17 protein-coding genes are annotated in these 16,632 nt (G+C 69.7%); 9 read left to right on the top strand and 8 right to left on the bottom strand.

The window, feature by feature from the left end:
- A partial coding sequence (locus tag CG723_RS07990) for a streptophobe family protein (RefSeq protein ID WP_234374184.1) occupies window positions 1-1,364 on the bottom strand: 1,364 nt, incomplete at its 3' end.
- 267 nt (window positions 1,365-1,631) lie between these two features.
- Between CG723_RS07990 and CG723_RS07995 the strand changes: the two genes are divergently transcribed.
- The gene (locus CG723_RS07995) at window positions 1,632-4,157 is read left to right on the top strand and encodes an FHA domain-containing protein (RefSeq protein WP_442802533.1); all 2,526 of its coding nucleotides are present in this window, start codon (window positions 1,632-1,634) and stop codon (window positions 4,155-4,157) included.
- Between the two features lie 87 nt (window positions 4,158-4,244).
- Here the strand turns inward: CG723_RS07995 and CG723_RS08000 are convergent, their stop codons facing one another.
- The 3 genes from CG723_RS08000 to CG723_RS08010 form a co-directional block, all read right to left on the bottom strand.
- Window positions 4,245-4,955, bottom strand: coding sequence for a transglycosylase SLT domain-containing protein (locus CG723_RS08000; RefSeq protein ID WP_100592625.1), 711 nt, complete (start codon window positions 4,953-4,955; stop codon window positions 4,245-4,247).
- Between the two features lie 295 nt (window positions 4,956-5,250).
- Window positions 5,251-6,333: an S-adenosylmethionine:tRNA ribosyltransferase-isomerase gene (locus tag CG723_RS08005; protein ID WP_100592529.1), complete on the bottom strand. Its 1,083-nt coding sequence runs from the start codon at window positions 6,331-6,333 to the stop codon at window positions 5,251-5,253.
- Window positions 6,330-7,031, bottom strand: coding sequence for an SDR family NAD(P)-dependent oxidoreductase (locus tag CG723_RS08010; RefSeq protein ID WP_100592530.1), 702 nt, complete (start codon window positions 7,029-7,031; stop codon window positions 6,330-6,332). Before CG723_RS08010 ends, CG723_RS08005 begins: the two co-directional genes overlap by 4 nt.
- A gap of 201 nt (window positions 7,032-7,232) precedes the next feature.
- On the opposite strand from CG723_RS08010, the gene CG723_RS08015 reads away from it, so the two are divergent.
- From CG723_RS08015 to CG723_RS08030, 4 genes are all read left to right on the top strand, one after another.
- Entirely contained in the window at window positions 7,233-8,378 is a 1,146-nt protein-coding gene (locus CG723_RS08015) for a GAF domain-containing sensor histidine kinase (protein ID WP_100592531.1), read from the top strand.
- Window positions 8,371-9,015, top strand: coding sequence for a response regulator (locus tag CG723_RS08020; RefSeq protein ID WP_100592532.1), 645 nt, complete (start codon window positions 8,371-8,373; stop codon window positions 9,013-9,015). The genes CG723_RS08015 and CG723_RS08020 overlap by 8 nt, the downstream gene beginning before the upstream one ends.
- Before the next feature lie 198 nt (window positions 9,016-9,213).
- On the top strand, window positions 9,214-9,456 hold the full coding sequence (locus CG723_RS08025; protein ID WP_100592533.1) for a chaplin: 243 nt from the start codon (window positions 9,214-9,216) through the stop codon (window positions 9,454-9,456).
- A gap of 116 nt (window positions 9,457-9,572) precedes the next feature.
- Window positions 9,573-9,821 carry a chaplin gene (locus CG723_RS08030; RefSeq protein WP_100592534.1) on the top strand — a complete coding sequence of 83 codons (249 nt, stop codon included), beginning with the start codon at window positions 9,573-9,575 and terminating at the stop codon, window positions 9,819-9,821.
- 216 nt (window positions 9,822-10,037) lie between these two features.
- On the opposite strand, the gene CG723_RS08035 is transcribed toward CG723_RS08030, so the two are convergent.
- Window positions 10,038-10,826, bottom strand: a complete 789-nt coding sequence (locus tag CG723_RS08035) for a hypothetical protein (protein ID WP_100592535.1) — start codon at window positions 10,824-10,826, stop codon at window positions 10,038-10,040.
- Window positions 10,827-10,949: 123 nt separating this feature from the next.
- Between CG723_RS08035 and CG723_RS08040 the strand changes: the two genes are divergently transcribed.
- The 3 genes from CG723_RS08040 (at window position 10,950) to CG723_RS08050 (ending at window position 13,316) form a co-directional block, all read left to right on the top strand.
- Window positions 10,950-11,747 carry an ABC transporter ATP-binding protein gene (locus CG723_RS08040; protein ID WP_100592626.1) on the top strand — a complete coding sequence of 266 codons (798 nt, stop codon included), beginning with the start codon at window positions 10,950-10,952 and terminating at the stop codon, window positions 11,745-11,747.
- A gap of 64 nt (window positions 11,748-11,811) precedes the next feature.
- Entirely contained in the window at window positions 11,812-12,243 is a 432-nt protein-coding gene (locus tag CG723_RS08045; protein WP_100592536.1) for an NfeD family protein, read from the top strand.
- A gap of 140 nt (window positions 12,244-12,383) precedes the next feature.
- Window positions 12,384-13,316, top strand: coding sequence for an SPFH domain-containing protein (locus CG723_RS08050; protein ID WP_100592537.1), 933 nt, complete (start codon window positions 12,384-12,386; stop codon window positions 13,314-13,316).
- Between the two features lie 73 nt (window positions 13,317-13,389).
- Here CG723_RS08050 and CG723_RS08055 read toward each other — a convergent pair whose 3' ends face one another.
- The 3 genes from CG723_RS08055 to CG723_RS08065 form a co-directional block, all read right to left on the bottom strand.
- The gene (locus CG723_RS08055) at window positions 13,390-13,896 is read right to left on the bottom strand and encodes an HNH endonuclease (protein ID WP_100592538.1); all 507 of its coding nucleotides are present in this window, start codon (window positions 13,894-13,896) and stop codon (window positions 13,390-13,392) included.
- Window positions 13,897-14,041: 145 nt separating this feature from the next.
- On the bottom strand, window positions 14,042-14,581 hold the full coding sequence (locus CG723_RS08060; protein ID WP_100592539.1) for a YbhB/YbcL family Raf kinase inhibitor-like protein: 540 nt from the start codon (window positions 14,579-14,581) through the stop codon (window positions 14,042-14,044).
- A 95-nt stretch (window positions 14,582-14,676) separates the two neighbouring features.
- Window positions 14,677-15,459, bottom strand: a complete 783-nt coding sequence (locus CG723_RS08065; RefSeq protein WP_100592540.1) for a sporulation protein — start codon at window positions 15,457-15,459, stop codon at window positions 14,677-14,679.
- Between the two features lie 193 nt (window positions 15,460-15,652).
- On the opposite strand from CG723_RS08065, the gene CG723_RS08070 reads away from it, so the two are divergent.
- Window positions 15,653-16,294 carry a DNA-3-methyladenine glycosylase gene (locus tag CG723_RS08070; RefSeq protein ID WP_100592541.1) on the top strand — a complete coding sequence of 214 codons (642 nt, stop codon included), beginning with the start codon at window positions 15,653-15,655 and terminating at the stop codon, window positions 16,292-16,294.
- Window positions 16,295-16,632 lie beyond the last annotated feature (338 nt).

The following is a 16,632-nucleotide window of genomic DNA, read 5'->3' on the forward strand; positions in this document are numbered from 1 at the left end:
CCCGCCCCATGAGCGAGCAGCGCCCCCACCGCTCCCGCCCCCGCCCCCCAAGCGGCCCCGAGGAGCAGTGCCATGCCGAGATGTCCGTGCAGCTCGATCCCGGCCCCGAAGGCGTCGAAGCCGAGTACGGACAGCGAGGCGTCCGCCGATACGTCCGTCAGCCGCACGAGCAGCGGCAGGCCGAGCGCCGTGACGGCCCCGAGCCGCAGCGCGCACCTCCCGGCGAAGCCGACGACCCCCATCGGTGGCGACCCGGGCCCGCCGGCCACCGCAGGTGTCCGTACGGCGGTCAGCACGCCAGCGAGCACCATCGTCAGAACCATCGCGAAGGCCAACAGCCATACCCTGCCGTCCAGTTCGGCAAGACGGCTCAGGGTCACCGGCTCGTTCGCGCGCATCCGCAGCAGCTCGTCGACCGGATGGGGAAGGGCCTGCGCGAGTGCGCCCGTCGCCTTGCCGTCCCAGGGGACGAAGAGGCCGAGGGGAATGCCTAGCCACACCCCGTTGGGCGCCCCGAGCAGCGCGGCGCCCACGATCCGCCGCGGATGGTCGTCGCCGATCACCGCGTACGCCGCCGCCGCGAGCCCCGCGGCGACAGCCACCAGTAACACCGTGACCAGCGACGACGCAGCGGGACGGACCACCCGGTGCACCGCGTCCAGGGAGCGCGGGAGCGGAGTACGTCGCGACGCGAGCAGCGCGATCAGCAGGACGCCGATCACCCACGCGGCGCCGCCCAGCAGTGAGGCCCCGGTCTCGACGGTGAACCCGACGGTCGCCTTCGCGTCCACGAGGCCGCCGATGTGGTCCGGCAGGAGCCCTCCGAGGTCGAGGCCGCCCGGCAGCTTGTCCTTGATGCCGCCCGGCAGATCCCCGTCCGGTATCCGGTCGAGCCCGAGCTTCCCGCCGTCAATCGTGATGAGGTCGTGACCCGCCCAGGCGAGCCCTGCGAGCATCGCCAGAAACAGCGCGACCACGCTCCCCACGCGCGCCGCGAGTTCGGCCGGCGTGACCTCAACTCCCGCCCCACGCAGGGAACGCAGGAAGAGCCAGCTGAGCAGCAGCGCGCCCGTGAGAGCCACACCGAGCGGCGCGATATCGATCGCGGTGTGGGCCTGCGCGCCCTCCAGCCCAAAGGCTGAGACGTCTCCCGACGGCGTGACTTTCCCACCTGCCCCAAGTGCCACCACAGCGGCCGTCATCGGGCCGAGCGGGCCCGCGGAATCCGCACCGAGCAGGTGGAGGCCGGCCGCGGCGACCGCCGCCATCCCGATGAACGCCCAGCTCACGGAGGCGACCGCGGAGAGCAGTACGTCGCCCCAGTGCACGCCCTCGCGTCCGCTCCGCCGCACAACGGTCTCCATCAGGGCCCCCGATCCGTACAGTGATGTATCGGATGTCCCATTCGCGCATGATCCGTAGGCACTTGTGGGTGCTTACTACTCTCCGGGGCTGTTTCTGCGCCGTCAACGGGGCGGGCGTGAGGGCGGGTAGGCAGTCTTCACAAGGCCCGCCGCAAGGCCCGACTTTCGGTCAGGGGGCTCCGCCTGAAATAGTTCCCCACGAAGTTCGACATCCCTAGACTCCCCAAGATGGGGGCTAGCTCGGGGGACAACTCAGTGGGGCATGGAGTGCCGGAACTCGTACTGGAATTGAATGGAAGGACCTGGACGCTCGACCCGTCCAGGCCATACACCCTCGGACGTGATCCGCAGGGGGACGTCGCGATCGACGATGCCAGGGTGTCCTGGCGACACGCCACGATCAGCTGGGGCGGCCGGAGTTGGGTCATCGAGGACCACGGCTCCACCAACGGCACGTTCGTGCAGGGCCAGCGGATCCATCAGATGGAGATCGGCCCGGGCTCGACGCTGCACCTCGGCAACGCGACGGACGGTCCGCGGGTCAACCTCTCGGGCAGCGCCTCCGGCGCGGCCGTGCCCGCGGCCCAGCAGGCCCAGCAGCAGGCCCACCCGCAGCAGGCACCGGTCCAGAAGCCGCAGGGCGGTGACCCCGGCTGGGCGCACAACGCGCCGCCGCAGCAGCAGGTGCCCGCCCAGCAGAGCTGGCAGCAGCCGCAGCAGGCGCAGAACATCCCGCCCCAGCAGGGGCCCGGCGGTGTCGCGGGGGCGCCGCCGGTCTACGGCGACCGCAGCCCCACCACGTTCCACCAGCTGGCCCTCGGCCGTGTGATGCGGATCGGCCGTGCGCTCGAGAACGAACTGGTGGTCTCCGACCTCCAGGTCTCGCGCCTGCACGCCGAGTTCCACGCGACGCCCGACGGCCGCTACGAGATCCGCGACCTCGGCTCGCACAACGGCACGTACGTCAACGGTATGCCGATCGCCAAGGGCGGCTCCGCGCTGCTCGGCCCGAACGACATCGTCGGCGTCGGCCACTCGACGTTCCGTCTCGTCGGCGACCGCCTCGAGGAGTTCGTCGACACCGGTGAGGTCTCCTTCTCCGCCCGTCATCTGACGGTGACGGTCGACGGCGGCAAGGACATTCTCAAGGACGTCTCCTTCGGCGTCCCGGAGAAGTCGCTCATCGCGGTCATCGGCCCCTCGGGTTCCGGCAAGTCCACCCTGCTCAAGGCGCTCACCGGCTACCGGCCCGCCAACAAGGGCGACGTGCTCTACGACAACCGGAACCTGTACAAGCAGTTCGCCGAGCTGCGCCAGCGCATCGGTCTGGTCCCGCAGGACGACATCCTGCACAAGGAACTGACTGTCAAGAAGGCCCTCAAGTACGCGGCCAAGCTGCGCTTCCCCTCGGACACCAGCGTGCAGGAGCGCGAGCAGCGCATCGACGAGGTGCTGCGCGAGCTCAAGCTGGACATCCACAAGGAGAAGAAGGTCACCTCCCTCTCCGGTGGCCAGCGCAAGCGCGTCTCCGTCGCCCTGGAGCTGCTCACCAAGCCGTCGCTGATCTTCCTGGACGAGCCGACCTCCGGCCTCGACCCGGGCATGGACCGCGACGTCATGCAGCTCCTGCGCGGCCTCGCCGACGACGGCCGCACGGTCCTCGTCGTCACGCACTCGGTTGCCGAGCTGGCGATCTGCGACAAGCTCCTGGTGATGGCGCCGGGCGGTTCGGTGGCGTACTTCGGTCCGCCCGAGGAGGCCCTGAACTTCTTCGGCTACAGCACCTGGGCCGACGTCTTCTCCGCCTTCGAGAACTACCGCGACTACGACTGGGCGGGCCGCTGGAAGGGCTCGCAGCACTACCAGATGTACGCCGCGGACATCGACGCCGTCGCCGCACAGTCCGTACACATGCCGCCACCACAGGCGATGAAGCCGCCCAAGCCGCAGGGCTGGGGCTCGCAGCTGTGGACCCTGATCCGCCGCTACACGTCGGTGATCGCGTCCGACAAGGGCTTCCTGGGCCTGATGGTGATCCTGCCGGCGGTCCTCGGCGTGGTCAGCACGGTGATCCCGGCCGACTTCGGCCTGGCCCCACCCAAGCCGCCGTCCCGGTTCAACGGCGACGCCGGCACGATCATGCTGATCCTCGCGGTCGGCATGTGCTTCTCGGGCGCGGCCAACTCCGTACGTGAGCTGATCAAGGAACGCGTCATCTACGAACGGGAGCGGGCCACCGGCCTCTCCCGCTCGGCGTACCTGATGTCGAAGGTGATCGTCCTCGGCGTCGTCACGGCCATCCAGGGCGTGATCATCTGCGCCATCGGCTTCTTCCCGCGCGACCTGCCCGCCGAGGGCCTGATGATGCCGCCGGCCGTCGAGCTGTGCATCGTGATCATCGCGCTGGGCTTCACGTCGATGATGTTCGGCCTGGTCATCTCCTCGCTGGTGAAGACCGCCGAGAAGACGATGCCGCTCCTGGTCATGTTCGCGATCGTCCAGGTCGTCTTCACCGGCATCCTGTTCCAGGTGTACGGCTCGCCGGGCCTGGAACAGTTCGCCTGGCTGATGCCGTCGCGCTGGGCCATCGCGGGCGCCGGTTCGACGCTGGACCTCGCGCACCTCATGCCGCCGTGGGACCAGGCGCACCCGAACGACCTGGACCCGCTGTGGGAGCACTCGGTGAGCCAGTGGGGCATCAACCTCGCGATTCTGATCGCGCTCGGTGTCATCTGCGGCTTCGCGGTCGCGCGCCTGCTGCGCCGCCACGAGCCCGAGGTCATGCGCAAGTAGCGTGACCCGCTCACGGATGAAGGGCGGCACCCCGCACGGGGTGCCGCCCTTCGGCGTTCACAGAGACCCTGAGGTCCAGGGAGAGTCTCAGTAAGCGCTGTTCACGTTGTCCATCGAGCCGTACTTGTCCGCGGCGTAGTTCGCGGCGGCGGTGATGTTGGCGACCGGGTCGTAGATGTTCCACGAGGTACCGGGGACGTGGTACGCGGTGAAGGTCGGCGGGATGACCTGCAGCAGCCCCTTCGAGGGGATGCCGTTGATCGCGTTGATGTCCCAGTTGTTGATCGCCTTCGGGTTGCCGGAGGACTCGCGGATGATGTTGCGGTGCAGGCCCTCGTAGGAACCGGGTATGCCCTTGGACTTCATGATGTCCAGGGACTGGCGGATCCAGCCGTCCAGGTTGTTCGCGTAGACGGGCTTGCGGGCGGCGGCGCGGCTGGTGGCCTCCTTGACCGCACGGTACTTCTCGGTCTTTGCCTTGGCCTCGGCCTTTGCAGCTGCGTCGACCTTGGCGGCGGCGCTCTGCGCGGCCTTCAGCTTGGCGGCCGCGTTCTTGGCCTGCTGGTCGGCGGTGGCCAGCTGGTTGGTGACGCTGGCGTGCACGTCCTTGATCTGGGGCTTGCCGGCGGCCACCTCGAAGGCGACCGGAGCCGCCGAAATCGTCTCGGCCTCCGCGTTGGAATTGCCCGGCACCAGCGTGAACGCGAGGGCAGCGGCGCCGAGCGTGGCGATACCGGCGATCGAGTACTTGTGGGTCTTCGTCAGGGGACTATGACCGGAGAAGCTGAGCTTGGACATGGAGGACCTCTTCGAATCGGGGAAGTCGCTCACCGGTCCAAAGCAGGACCGCTCATGTTTCGGTCATGAACGCTGTGGGTAGAGGCCCACGCTGTCGAGCAACGAGAGCCATTGTTAGCGGCCGCAAAATCCCGTCGCAACGATGTGACGTACGAAGCCAGGTAGTGGATCAGGCCCCCCGTCGAGGTCCGTTTCGCCCCTCCTGCCCCGGTGTAGCCGCCCACAGCTCATTCCTAGCCACCTTCGTACGTGACGTGCGTCCTATGCGCGGGCTCACATCGGGCACGTAACAAACTCACCTAGCGTTGCCATTGCAACGCGCTGTGTGACCGGATTCGTCAGGAAGTATCAGGTGGACGTCCCCGAACTCATGCCACAGGTAAAAATGTCCCAATGCTTCCGCATATGTGCGGGTAATTGCCTCGGCTCCTGCTACGGCCTCCAGCATCAGCACGTGCGATGCCTCCGGCTCGTGCAGCCCGGTGAGGAGGCCGTCCACCACCCGCACCCCCCGCTCGGGCGTCACCACGAGGTCCGTCCAGCCCGAGGCCGCCCGCACCACCCCGTCGGACCCCGCGGCCGACTCCACGGCCCGTACGGCCGTCGTACCGACGGCCACCACCCGCCCGCCCCCGGCCCTCGCCGCGTTGATCAGTCGCGCCGACGCCTCCGGCACCTCGAACCGCTCCGGATACGGCGGCTCGTGCGACTCCGCCGACGCCACCCCCGTATGCAGCGTGATCGGCGCGAACTGCACCCCCCTGCTGACCAGCTCCGCCACGAGCCGCGCCGTGAACGGACGCGCCGCACTCGGCATCTCCGCACTGCCCGCCCCGTCGGCGTACGGCAGCGCGAACACCGTCTGATAGACGGAGAGCGGCTGATCGCGCTCCGTATAGGAGTAGCGGATGGGTCTGCCGTGGCGCCGCAGCAGCGCGGGCACGTCCCCCGCGACCCGCACCCACCACAATCGCGCCCCGCCGCCCGCCGGCGGCTCCTCCCAGATGAGACGTACGCCCCCGGGGAGCACAGCCACCGTCCCCTTCGGACCGCCCGCACGCGGGCGCGTGGTGCCATGCCCGTCCGGGTCCCGCAACTCGACGGCCCAGCGACCGTCATCGCCACGCGTGGAGAAGTGCACCACCACGCGCGCGTGCCCGATCCGCCCGTCGACCGCCGCGGCCAGCGTCGGCGACGTATTGACCACGAGCAGATCCCCGGCCCGCAGCTCTCCCGGCAACTCGGCGAAGTCCCGGTGCGTGACGTCCGTGCCGCGCGAGACGAGCAGCCGCACCGCGTCCCGGTCCAGGCCGGGCCCACGCTGCTCCGCCGGCACCCGGGCCGAAAGCTCCGCCGGCACCCGCACCGCGACCGTCACCGTGCCTCCAGAAGAAGAGAGGGGGCGGCATACCGCCCGCTGTCCGGCCGCTCGTCGAGCAGCCGCAGGAACGCCGGCACCACCGTCTCCGGCAGCGGCCGGTCCGAGTCGTCGTCGAGGGGCGCCGCCGCCCGATAGAGATCCGTGCGCATATCGCCCGGATCCACCGCCCACACCCGCAGCCCCGGCTCCTCCACCGCGAGGACCGCGGAGAGCTGGTCGAGCGCGGCCTTCGAAGCGCCGTAACCGCCCCACGTCTCGTACGCCTCCGCCGACGCGTCCGAGCTCACCGACACGACCGCGCCCCCGGCGGACCCGCGCAGCAGCGGCAGCGCCTCCTGCACCAGACCGAGCGCCGCCACGACATTGACCTCAAGGGCACGCCGCAGCCCCTCCACCGGCAGGGCATCAAGACGCACCAGCGGCTCGGCCCCCAGCGCGCTCGCGTTGTTCACCAGCAGATCGAGACCGCCGAGACCGCGCGCCGCGGCCACCAGCTCCGCGCGATGCGCCGTGTCCGTGACATCCCCGGGCAGCGCCTCCACCCTCGTCCCGTATCTCCCCGCCTCGTCCGCCGCCTCCCGCAGCACCGCCCCGGACCTGGCGTCGAGCACCAGATCCCAGCCGTGCCGCGCGAGAGCCACGGCGAGCGCGCGACCGAACCCCTTCGAAGCCCCCGTGATGATCGCCACCGGCATGACATCCGTCCCCTCGGGCCCGTCGGGCCGCCCTCTTGCCTACGTGCTTCGATCCGCCTCCAACGTAGGAACCGACCTGCCCCCGGCGCCTCGTCCGCGGGCCGCACCTCATGAGGGCCCTTCGCCCTACGTCCACCGGACCAGAAGGCGGCCGCCACAGGCCCGATACGCACTGTCACACCCCACCGGTACCTTGAGGTCATGAGTCACGGCCCACGATCCGGCCTCTCCGCGGTGAGTTCCGCGCTGCTGGCCATGAGCAGACACCTCGAGGTGCGCGACGTCCTCAAGACGATCGTCGCGTCGGCCCGCGAGCTGCTCGACGCCGAGTACGCGGCCCTCGGAGTGCCGGACGACCACGGAGGCTTCGCCCAGTTCGTCGTCGACGGTGTGAGCGACGCGCAGTGGAAGGCCATCGGCCCGCTCCCGCGCCAGCACGGCATCCTCGCCGCGATGCTGCGCGAGGCGAAGACCGAGCGCCTGGGCGACGTGCGCGAGGACCCGCGCTTCGAGGGCTGGCCGTCCGCACACCCCGACATGTCAGACTTCCTCGGCCTGCCCGTCCGGGACGGGGACGAGGTCATCGGCGCCCTCTTCCTCGCCAACAAGAAGTGCCCGAAGCCGCAAGGGGGTTGCGGCTTCACCCTGGAGGACGAGGAGCTGCTGACGATCCTCGCCCAGCACGCGGCCATCGCCCTGACGAACGCCCGCCTGTACGAGCGCAGCCGCGAGCTCACCATCGCCGAGGAGCGCTCGCGTCTCGCCCATGAACTGCACGACGCCGTAAGCCAGAAGCTCTTCTCCCTGCGCCTGACCGCCCAGGCCGCCGCGGCCCTCGTCGACCGCGACCCGTCCCGCGCCAAGGGCGAGTTGCAGCATGTGGCCGAGCTGGCCGCCGAAGCCGCCGACGAACTGCGGGCCGCGGTGGTCGAGTTGCGCCCCGCAGCGCTCGACGAGGACGGCCTGATCGCCACGCTGCGCACGCAGATCCAGGTCCTCGACCGCGCGCACTCGGCCCATGTCACGTTCGACTGCGGCGGCATCCGTGCCCTGCCCGCCGCCCAGGAGGAGGCCATGCTCCGCGTCGCCCAGGAGGCGTTGCACAACGCGCTGCGCCACTCGGGCGCCGAGCACGTCCGCGTGACGCTCGACAAGCGAGGCTCCGGAGCCGTCCTGCGCGTCACCGACGACGGCAGCGGCTTCGAGCCCAAGGCAGTCCGGCACGCGGGACGCCACCTCGGCCTGGTCTCGATGCGCGACCGGTCCAGTGGCGTCGGCGGCCGTCTGACGGTGGAATCGGAGCCCGGCAAGGGCACCACGATCGAGATGGAGGTCCCCGGTGGCTGACAACAGGATCCGGGTGCTGCTGGTCGACGACCACCAGGTCGTCCGCCGGGGGCTGCGCACGTTCCTCGAGGTCCAGGACGACATCGAGGTCGTGGGGGAGGCGTCCGACGGCGCCGAGGGCGTCGCCCTCACCGAGGAGCTGAAGCCCGACGTCGTCCTGATGGACGTCAAGATGCCCGTCATGGACGGCGTGGAGGCCCTGCGCAAGCTGCGCGAGCTCGCCAACCCCGCGCGCGTGCTCATCGTCACCAGCTTCACCGAGCAGCGCACCGTGGTCCCCGCCCTGCGCGCGGGCGCCGCCGGGTATGTCTACAAGGACGTCGACCCGGACGCCCTGGCCGGCGCCATCCGCTCGGTGCACGCCGGACATGTGCTGCTCCAGCCGGAGGTGGCCGGCGCCCTGCTCTCGCAGGAGGAGACCAATGGCGGGCAGGGGAGAGGAAATTCCCTGACCGAGCGGGAGCGCGAGGTGCTCGGCCTGATCGCGGACGGCCGCTCGAACCGCGAGATCGCCCGCGCCCTCGTCCTCTCCGAGAAGACGGTCAAGACCCATGTGTCCAACATCCTGATGAAGCTCGACCTGGCGGACCGCACCCAGGCCGCCCTGTGGGCCGTACGCCACGGGGCGGCCGGCTGAACCGTGCCGCGGCTGCGGGACGGTGTGCGTCTCCGCCGAACCGGACGGGGGGACGGCAATTCGGATGGTTCCGCTCCGGGCTGAGATTCATACTGTCGTGTGTATGTCCCCCGGATGGCGCATCCTGCGCGAGGCTCCGGCGTTCTCCAGTGCGTGCTGCGGCGGCTAGTCGCAGTGATCGCCTAGGAGGGTCAAGAAGTGAAGAAGCTGAAGAGGGTCGCGGCCGTATCGATGGTTGCCGGTGGGCTCGTCGCCGCCGGTGCCGGTATGGCCTCCGCCACCGACGCGCACGCGGACGGCCAGGCTGTGCACTCGCCGGGCGTCGTCTCTGGGAACGTGATCCAGGCTCCGGTCCACGTCCCGGTCAACGTCGTCGGCAACACCGTGAACGTCATCGGTGTGCTCAACCCGGCCTTCGGCAACCTCGGCGTCAACCACTGACGTACGCCTCAGGTCCACCAGTGACCACCGGCCCCCGGGTATCCCCGGGGGCCGGTCCCGTTTCCGGCTCGCCGGGGCCGGTTGATCCGTGCGTGCGCATCGCCGTGGCTGGAGGCATGCTTCTCACGAACATCGCCAAGAAGGCCGCCCTGACCTTCGCCGTCGAGGGTCTCGCCGCGGGCGCTTGTGTCGGAGTCGCTTTCGCGGACGCGGGCGCCGACGGCCAGGCAGCCAACTCCCCGGGTGTGGGCTCGGGCAACCCGGTCCAGGCCCCGGTCCACGTCCCGGTCGACGCCACCGGAAGCAGCGTCAACGTGATCGGCCTGCTGAACCCGACGTTCGGCAACGCCTCTGAGAACAGCTGACACACCCCCAGGAAGGGCCCCACGGACACGGATCCGCGGGGGCATTCGGCGAGTTACGCGACTCCGGAGCGGCCTGCGCTGCGGCGCCCCGACTCAGGCTCGCGTTACGCCGCTACCGAGCTCCGGCACTCCGGCGTGCCCGGCTCCGGCGCTCCGGCGCGCATCCGGCGCCCGCGCACCGACGCTCTGCACCCCGCCCCAGCGCACACCCCCACCTCATCGCCCCCCGCGCTCCCGCTCCTCCACGAACGCGTTGTACGCCGCGACCTGCGCCCGACGGGCCGTCCGCTCCACCGGACGCAGCGCCTCCGACCGCGCCGCCATCTCCGAGGCACTCATGGCCCCGCCGTGCCCGCTCTCGGACGCCACCGAGATCAGCAGCCCGACGCGCTGCGCCAGCTCCAACACCCTTACCGCGCGCGGCGGATAACCCGGCGCGAGGACCTCGCGCCCACGCTCCGCCCGCGCTCGGTACGCGTCCACCGCCGCCTCGGCCACCGGCCCCGACCCGGCCACGTCGAGCCGCGAGAGCACAGCCGTCGCGTCCCTCAGCGCCTCCGCGAGCTCCCGCTCGGCCTCACCGAGCGAGGGCACATCCGCAGGGGGCGCCTCCCGCACGGGAAGGCAGTGCCACAGGACGTCGACATGGACGTCGTCGGCGGGCCCGGCCTCGTACACCTCGGGCACGAGCCCGAGCGCGGCCCCCTGGCACACGACGGCCTCCTCCGCGTCGAGGGCGCGCGCGTTGAACTCGGGAGGACCGCTCAGGCCCAGCGGATGGCCGGGCGCGGGCAGCGCCACCCGCAGCCCCGTCGCCCCCAGCGTGCGCAGCCGCCCCAGGGCGAGCGTCAGCCCCACCGGCGCCGACTCGCCCGGCAGCCCCTCGACCCGGTGCACCGCATCCTCACCGACTATGGCGAGCGCGGCGTCATCAGGAGCAACAAACCCGGCCAAAAGGGAATTTCCCCATGAGGCCAGCCGACCTGAACGTGGTTCCGAAAGCATGGGCTCCACCCTAAAGACCGGCCGATGGATTGGACCGGTCGACCGGTGGCGTAGGTTTTCCCATGGGGATGCGTCCACAAGACGCACGCGACTGCCGAGACTGCAATGGGAGACAACGCGCTCATGAGCGATGTACTGGAGCTGGTGGACGTATCCGTGGTCCGCGAGGGCCGGGCTCTGGTGGACCAGGTCTCCTGGTCGGTCAAGGAAGGTGAGCGCTGGGTCATCCTCGGCCCGAACGGCGCCGGCAAGACGACCCTCCTGAACGTCGCCTCCAGCTACCTCTTCCCCAGCCAGGGCACCGCCACGGTCCTCGGCGAGACCCTCGGCAAGCCCGGCACCGACGTCTTCGAGCTGCGTCCGCGGATCGGAGTCGCCGGCATCGCGCTCGCCGAGAAGCTCCCCAAGCGACAGACCGTCCTGCAGACGGTCCTCACCGCCGCGTACGGCATGACCGCCGGCTGGCACGAGGACTACGAGGACATCGACGAGCAGCGCGCCCGCGCGTTCCTCGACCGCCTCGGCATGAGCGACTTCCTGGACCGCAAGTTCGGCACGCTCTCCGAGGGCGAGCGCAAGCGCACCCTGATCGCCCGCGCCCTGATGACCGACCCCGAGCTCCTCCTCCTCGACGAGCCCGCCGCCGGTCTCGACCTCGGCGGCCGCGAGGACCTCGTACGCCGCCTCGGCCGCCTCGCCCGCGACCCGATCGCGCCCTCGATGATCATGGTCACGCACCATGTCGAGGAGATCGCCCCCGGCTTCACGCACGTCCTCATGATCCGCCAGGGCAAGGTCCTCGCCGCGGGCCCCCTGGAGCTGGAGCTGACCTCCCGCAACCTCTCCCTCTGCTTCGGCCTCCCGCTCGTCGTCGAGCAGCGGGGCGAGCGCTGGAGCGCGCAGGGCCTCCCGCTCGGCTGACCCGGCGCGGGCCGTCCTCACGGCACCCTGTCCCCGGAGGTGACCCCGGTCCTACCATGACCATGTGGCAGACATCGACGCATGGGTGTGGTGGCTGATCGGGGCGGCCGCGCTCGGAATCCCCCTCGTCATCACCGCGATGCCCGAATTCGGCATGCTCTCCGCCGGCGCCGTCGCGGGCGCCGTGACCGCCGGCCTCGGCGGCGGGATGGTGATGCAGGTTCTCGTCTTCGCCGCGGTCTCGGTCGCGCTCATCGCCGTCGTACGGCCCATCGCGGCCCGTCACAGCGCCCAACGACCCGTGCTCGCCACCGGAATCGAGGCCCTGAAGGGCAAACAGGCCGTCGTCGTCGAACGCGTCGACGGCAGCGGTGGCCGCATCAAGCTGGCCGGAGAGATCTGGTCCGCCCGCTCACTCGACGATTCCGAGAGCTACGAGCCGGGCCGTCAGGTCGACGTCGTCGACATCGAGGGAGCCACCGCGATCGTTGTGTGATCATGGTGACGTGATCGGGGAGGTGGCTCGAACTCCCCACGCTGCAGGGCCCGTTCTGACAGACTCGACCAGCAAGATCCTCAAGATCTTCCGGCGGGACCCGCCGGAACGACGACGGCACGAAGGGCACGGGAGACGCGATGTCAGCGATCATCATCGTCCTGATCATTCTGGTGGTGCTGGTCTTCATCGCCCTGATCAAGACCATTCAAGTCATCCCGCAGGCAAGCGCTGCGATCGTCGAACGCTTCGGCCGCTACACCCGCACACTGAACGCGGGCCTGAACATCGTCGTCCCGTTCATCGACTCGATCCGCAACCGCATCGACCTGCGCGAACAGGTCGTGCCCTTCCCGCCCCAGCCGGTGATCACCCAGGACAACCTGGTCGTGAACATCGACACCGTCATCTACTACCAGGTGACCGACGCCCGCGCCGCGACCTACGAGGTCGCCAGTTACATCCAGGCCATCGAGCAGCTCACCGTCACCACCCTGCGCAACATCATCGGCGGCATGGACCTTGAGCGGACCCTGACCTCCCGCGAAGAGATCAACGCGGCCCTGCGCGGCGTCCTCGACGAGGCCACCGGCAAGTGGGGCATCCGCGTCAACCGAGTCGAGCTCAAGGCGATCGAGCCGCCCACCTCCATCCAGGACTCGATGGAGAAGCAGATGCGCGCCGACCGCGACAAGCGCGCCGCGATCCTCACCGCCGAAGGTATCCGCCAGTCGCAGATCCTCACCGCCGAAGGTGAGAAGCAGTCCGCGATCCTGCGTGCCGAAGGTGAGGCCAAGGCCGCCGCCCTGCGCGCAGAGGGCGAGGCCCAGGCCATCCGTACGGTCTTCGAGTCCATCCACGCCGGCGACGCCGACCAGAAGCTCCTCGCCTACCAGTACCTCCAGATGCTCCCGAAGATCGCCGAGGGCGACGCCAACAAGCTCTGGATCGTGCCCAGCGAGATCGGCGACGCACTCAAGGGACTCTCCGGCGCCATGGGCAACTTCGGCCCGATGGGCGGTGGTTCGGCCCCCGCGGGCGCCGAGCGCCGCGAACAGCCCCCCATCGACTGACCCCGCCCCGCACACGAGGAAGCCCGCCCCGGTACCCCGGAGGCGGGCATTCCGTGCGTCACCGCGTCCCGGGCTACGCCGCCGTACGCGCCAGCCAAGCCGGCAGCGCGTCCCGCTCGGACTGCCCGAGCGTCAGCAGCATCGCGTCGGCCGGCGTGGGCTCGAACGGCTCCCGCAGCAGCGGCATCCCCGCCTGCTCCGGAGTCCGGTCCGCCTTGCGGTGGTTGTCCTCCGCGCACGAGGCGACCGTATTCAGCCAGGAGTCCGCACCACCGCGCGACCGCGGCACCACGTGGTCCACAGTCGTCGCCCGCCGCCCGCAGTACGCGCACCGGTGCTGGTCACGCACCAGCACACCCCGCCTCGACCACGGAGCCTGTCTTCGGAAAGGCACCCGTACATACCTGCAGAGCCTGATCACCTGCGGCACCGGTATGTCCACGGCGGCCGCACGCACACGGAGTCCGGGGTGGGCCTGCTCGACGACGGCCTTGTCCTGCAGCACCAGCACGACGGCCCGGTTGAGCGTCACCGTCGACAACGGCTCGAAGCTGGCGTTCAGTACCAGCGTGTCCCGCATCTCGCCCACCTCCCGTACGTCCCCGGCCCACCCCCGTGGCGGGCTTGGATCAACTCTGGCCGGGCGCGCCGCGATGGACAACGCAATAAAAATGCCCGTCCCCGATCACTTCCATGACCGGGGACGGGCAAACAGACGATGAACGCTAGCTATCCGCGGAAGCCGCGTACTCAGCGATCACCTGCGCACGCGCCAGCGTGTGAAAGCGCAGGTTGAACCCGACGACAGCCGGCGAGGCGTCCGAGTCGGGACCCAGCTTCTCCTGATCCACCGCGTACACGGTGAAGACGTAACGGTGGGCCGGGTCACCGGGCGGCGGCGCGGCGCCCCCGAAGTCCTTCGTCCCGTAGTCGTTGCGCACCTGCACCGCACCCGCGGGCAGCCCCTCGAACTTGCCGCTGCCCGCGCCGGCCGCCAGCTCGGTCACCGCAACCGGGATGTCGAACACGGTCCAGTGCCAGAAACCACTGCCCGTAGGGGCGTCCGGGTCGAAACACGTCACCGCGAAGCTCTTCGTCCCGGCGGGGAAGCCCTCCCACCGCAGCTGCGGCGAGGTGTTCCCGGCCGCGTAGACCTGAGCGTCCTTGAGTACCGCGCCCGGCTCGAAGTCCTCGCTCGCCACCGTGAACGACGGCACCTGCGGATGGAAATCATGGGGAAGCGGCGGCCTCTTGAGGTCGGTCACGTCGGCACCTCCTGATCGGCGAAAACTCTCGGTGCCGAGCCTATGCCCTGCCCGGCCGGCGGCGGACGGCGCCGCCACCGGCCGCCGCGCAGGGGTCAGAACCAGTTGCGCTTGCTGCCGACCTCGGACAGCCACTGGTGCAGATACGCCGACCAGTCCGTCCCCTGGAAGTCGTTGTGCCCGACGACGAACGACCGGAACGTGTCACTGCTCTCGCTGAAGAGCCCCGGCTTCTTGTCCATCTCCAGGACGACGTCCATCTCGCGGTCGTCCGCCACGAAGCTCAGCTCGACCTGGTTGAGCCCGCGGTACTGCTGCGGCGGGAAGAACTCGACCTCCTGGTAGAACGGCAGCTTCTGCCGCGTCCCCCGGATGTGCCCGCGCTCCATGTCGGCGTTCTTGAACCGGAAGCCAAGCCCGATGAACGCGTCCAGGATCGCCTGCTGCGACGGCAGCGGGTGCACGTTGATCGGGTCGAGGTCACCGGAGTCCACGGCGCGCGCGATCTCCAGCTCCGTCGTCACACCGATGTTCATGCCGCGCAGCTGCTGCCCGTCGATCGTGGTGACCGGCGTCTCCCACGGGATCTCGAGCCCGAACGGCACCGCGTGCACCGCGTTCGCCTGCAGCTGGAACGCTCCGCCGAGGCGCAGCTTCGTGAACTCGATGTCCTGCTTGGTCTCCTGGTCGGCGCCCTCGACCTCGACGCGCGCCTGCAGACCGACCGACAGACCCTCGATCTCCTGGTCCACGGACCCGCCCTGGATCCGCACCTCACCCTGGACGACGCCACCCGGCACCACATTGACCTCGGTCAGCACCGTCTCGACCGACGCACCGCCCGCACCGAGACTCGCCAGCAGCCGCTTGAACCCCATGACTCCACTCCTCCCCGTGCCACACCCGTGGCCCGTGTCTTCCTGTCGCGATCCTTGATCTCTACCAACGCGATAGACCGGTGACCGGTTCCGCGCGGCTCACCCTGGCAAGCAAGGCAGCCCGAGGGCTACCCATCCACGCCGATTCGCCGCACTTCTCCGTCACTTCTGGGTTGGACTACGCTCGTCCGCCATGATCGCGGCCCCTGACCGTACGCCCCTCCCACGGGAGTTCTTCGACCGGCCCGTACTGGAGGTCGCTCCCGATCTCCTCGGGCGCGTCCTCGTCCGCAACACCGCGGAAGGCCCGATAGAGCTACGCCTCACAGAGGTGGAGGCCTACGACGGCCCGAACGACCCCGGCTCCCACGCGTACCGCTCCCGCACCGCCCGCAACGACGTGATGTTCGGTCCGCCAGGACACGCCTACGTCTACTTCACCTACGGCATGTGGCACTGCCTCAACCTGGTGTGCGGCCCGGAAGGCACCGCGAGCGGAGTCCTGCTCCGCGCCGGCGAGATCACGAAGGGCGCCGACCTCACGCGTAAACGTCGACTATCGGCCCGCAATGACAAGGAACTGGCCAAAGGCCCGGCACGCCTGGCCACGGCCCTGGACGTGGACCGCGCGCTGAACGGCACAGATGTCTGTGCCTCTCCGGACTCCCCCCTCGCGATCCTCGCCGGCACCCCCACGCCACGCGACCAGGTACGGAACGGTCCCCGCACGGGCGTGGCCGGCGAGGGCGGCGTCCATCCCTGGCGCTACTGGACCGTCAACGACCCGACGGTGAGCCCATATCGGCCGCATGCGCCACGCCGCCGTTCAACTTGACTCGCCCCTGGGGGATCCGTAATGTAGCCCGAGCCGCTTGACCCGGTTACGGCAATCTGCCAGCAGCCGAAGGCGGCCAAACCACTACCTACGACTTCCCCTCAGCGGGGGCTTATTTGGCGTGCCTGCATGCCCGAATTCGAATCCGCGGGACTCGATTATGAGCCTCAAGGGAAATCCGCTAACGTAGTGGACACGCCGAAAGGCAAAGGCCCCAACGGCCACCGGAAATGAATTCCGAACCGGAAACGGAACGGAAAACGGATCTGGTAGAGTTGGAAACGCAAGACCGAAGGGAAACTGCCCGGAGGAAAGCCTGAGAGAGTCTCTCGGGTGAG

It is taken from the genome of Streptomyces sp. CB01635, from assembly GCF_002803065.1.
Classification (GTDB): domain Bacteria; phylum Actinomycetota; class Actinomycetes; order Streptomycetales; family Streptomycetaceae; genus Streptomyces.

What these genes read in the sequence shown, in the direction of transcription:
- CG723_RS08000 (WP_100592625.1), bottom strand. Translation starts at nt 4,955, where the DNA reads ATGTCCAAGCTCAGCTTCTCCGGTCATAGTCCCCTGACGAAGACCCAC.
- CG723_RS08010 (WP_100592530.1), bottom strand. Translation starts at nt 7,031, where the DNA reads ATGCCGGTGGCGATCATCACGGGGGCTTCGAAGGGGTTCGGTCGCGCG.
- CG723_RS08015 (WP_100592531.1), top strand. Translation starts at nt 7,233, where the DNA reads ATGAGTCACGGCCCACGATCCGGCCTCTCCGCGGTGAGTTCCGCGCTG.
- CG723_RS08030 (WP_100592534.1), top strand. Translation starts at nt 9,573, where the DNA reads ATGCTTCTCACGAACATCGCCAAGAAGGCCGCCCTGACCTTCGCCGTC.
- CG723_RS08035 (WP_100592535.1), bottom strand. Translation starts at nt 10,826, where the DNA reads ATGCTTTCGGAACCACGTTCAGGTCGGCTGGCCTCATGGGGAAATTCC.
- CG723_RS08040 (WP_100592626.1), top strand. Translation starts at nt 10,950, where the DNA reads ATGAGCGATGTACTGGAGCTGGTGGACGTATCCGTGGTCCGCGAGGGC.
- CG723_RS08050 (WP_100592537.1), top strand. Translation starts at nt 12,384, where the DNA reads ATGTCAGCGATCATCATCGTCCTGATCATTCTGGTGGTGCTGGTCTTC.
- CG723_RS08055 (WP_100592538.1), bottom strand. Translation starts at nt 13,896, where the DNA reads ATGCGGGACACGCTGGTACTGAACGCCAGCTTCGAGCCGTTGTCGACG.
- CG723_RS08065 (WP_100592540.1), bottom strand. Translation starts at nt 15,459, where the DNA reads ATGGGGTTCAAGCGGCTGCTGGCGAGTCTCGGTGCGGGCGGTGCGTCG.
- CG723_RS08070 (WP_100592541.1), top strand. Translation starts at nt 15,653, where the DNA reads ATGATCGCGGCCCCTGACCGTACGCCCCTCCCACGGGAGTTCTTCGAC.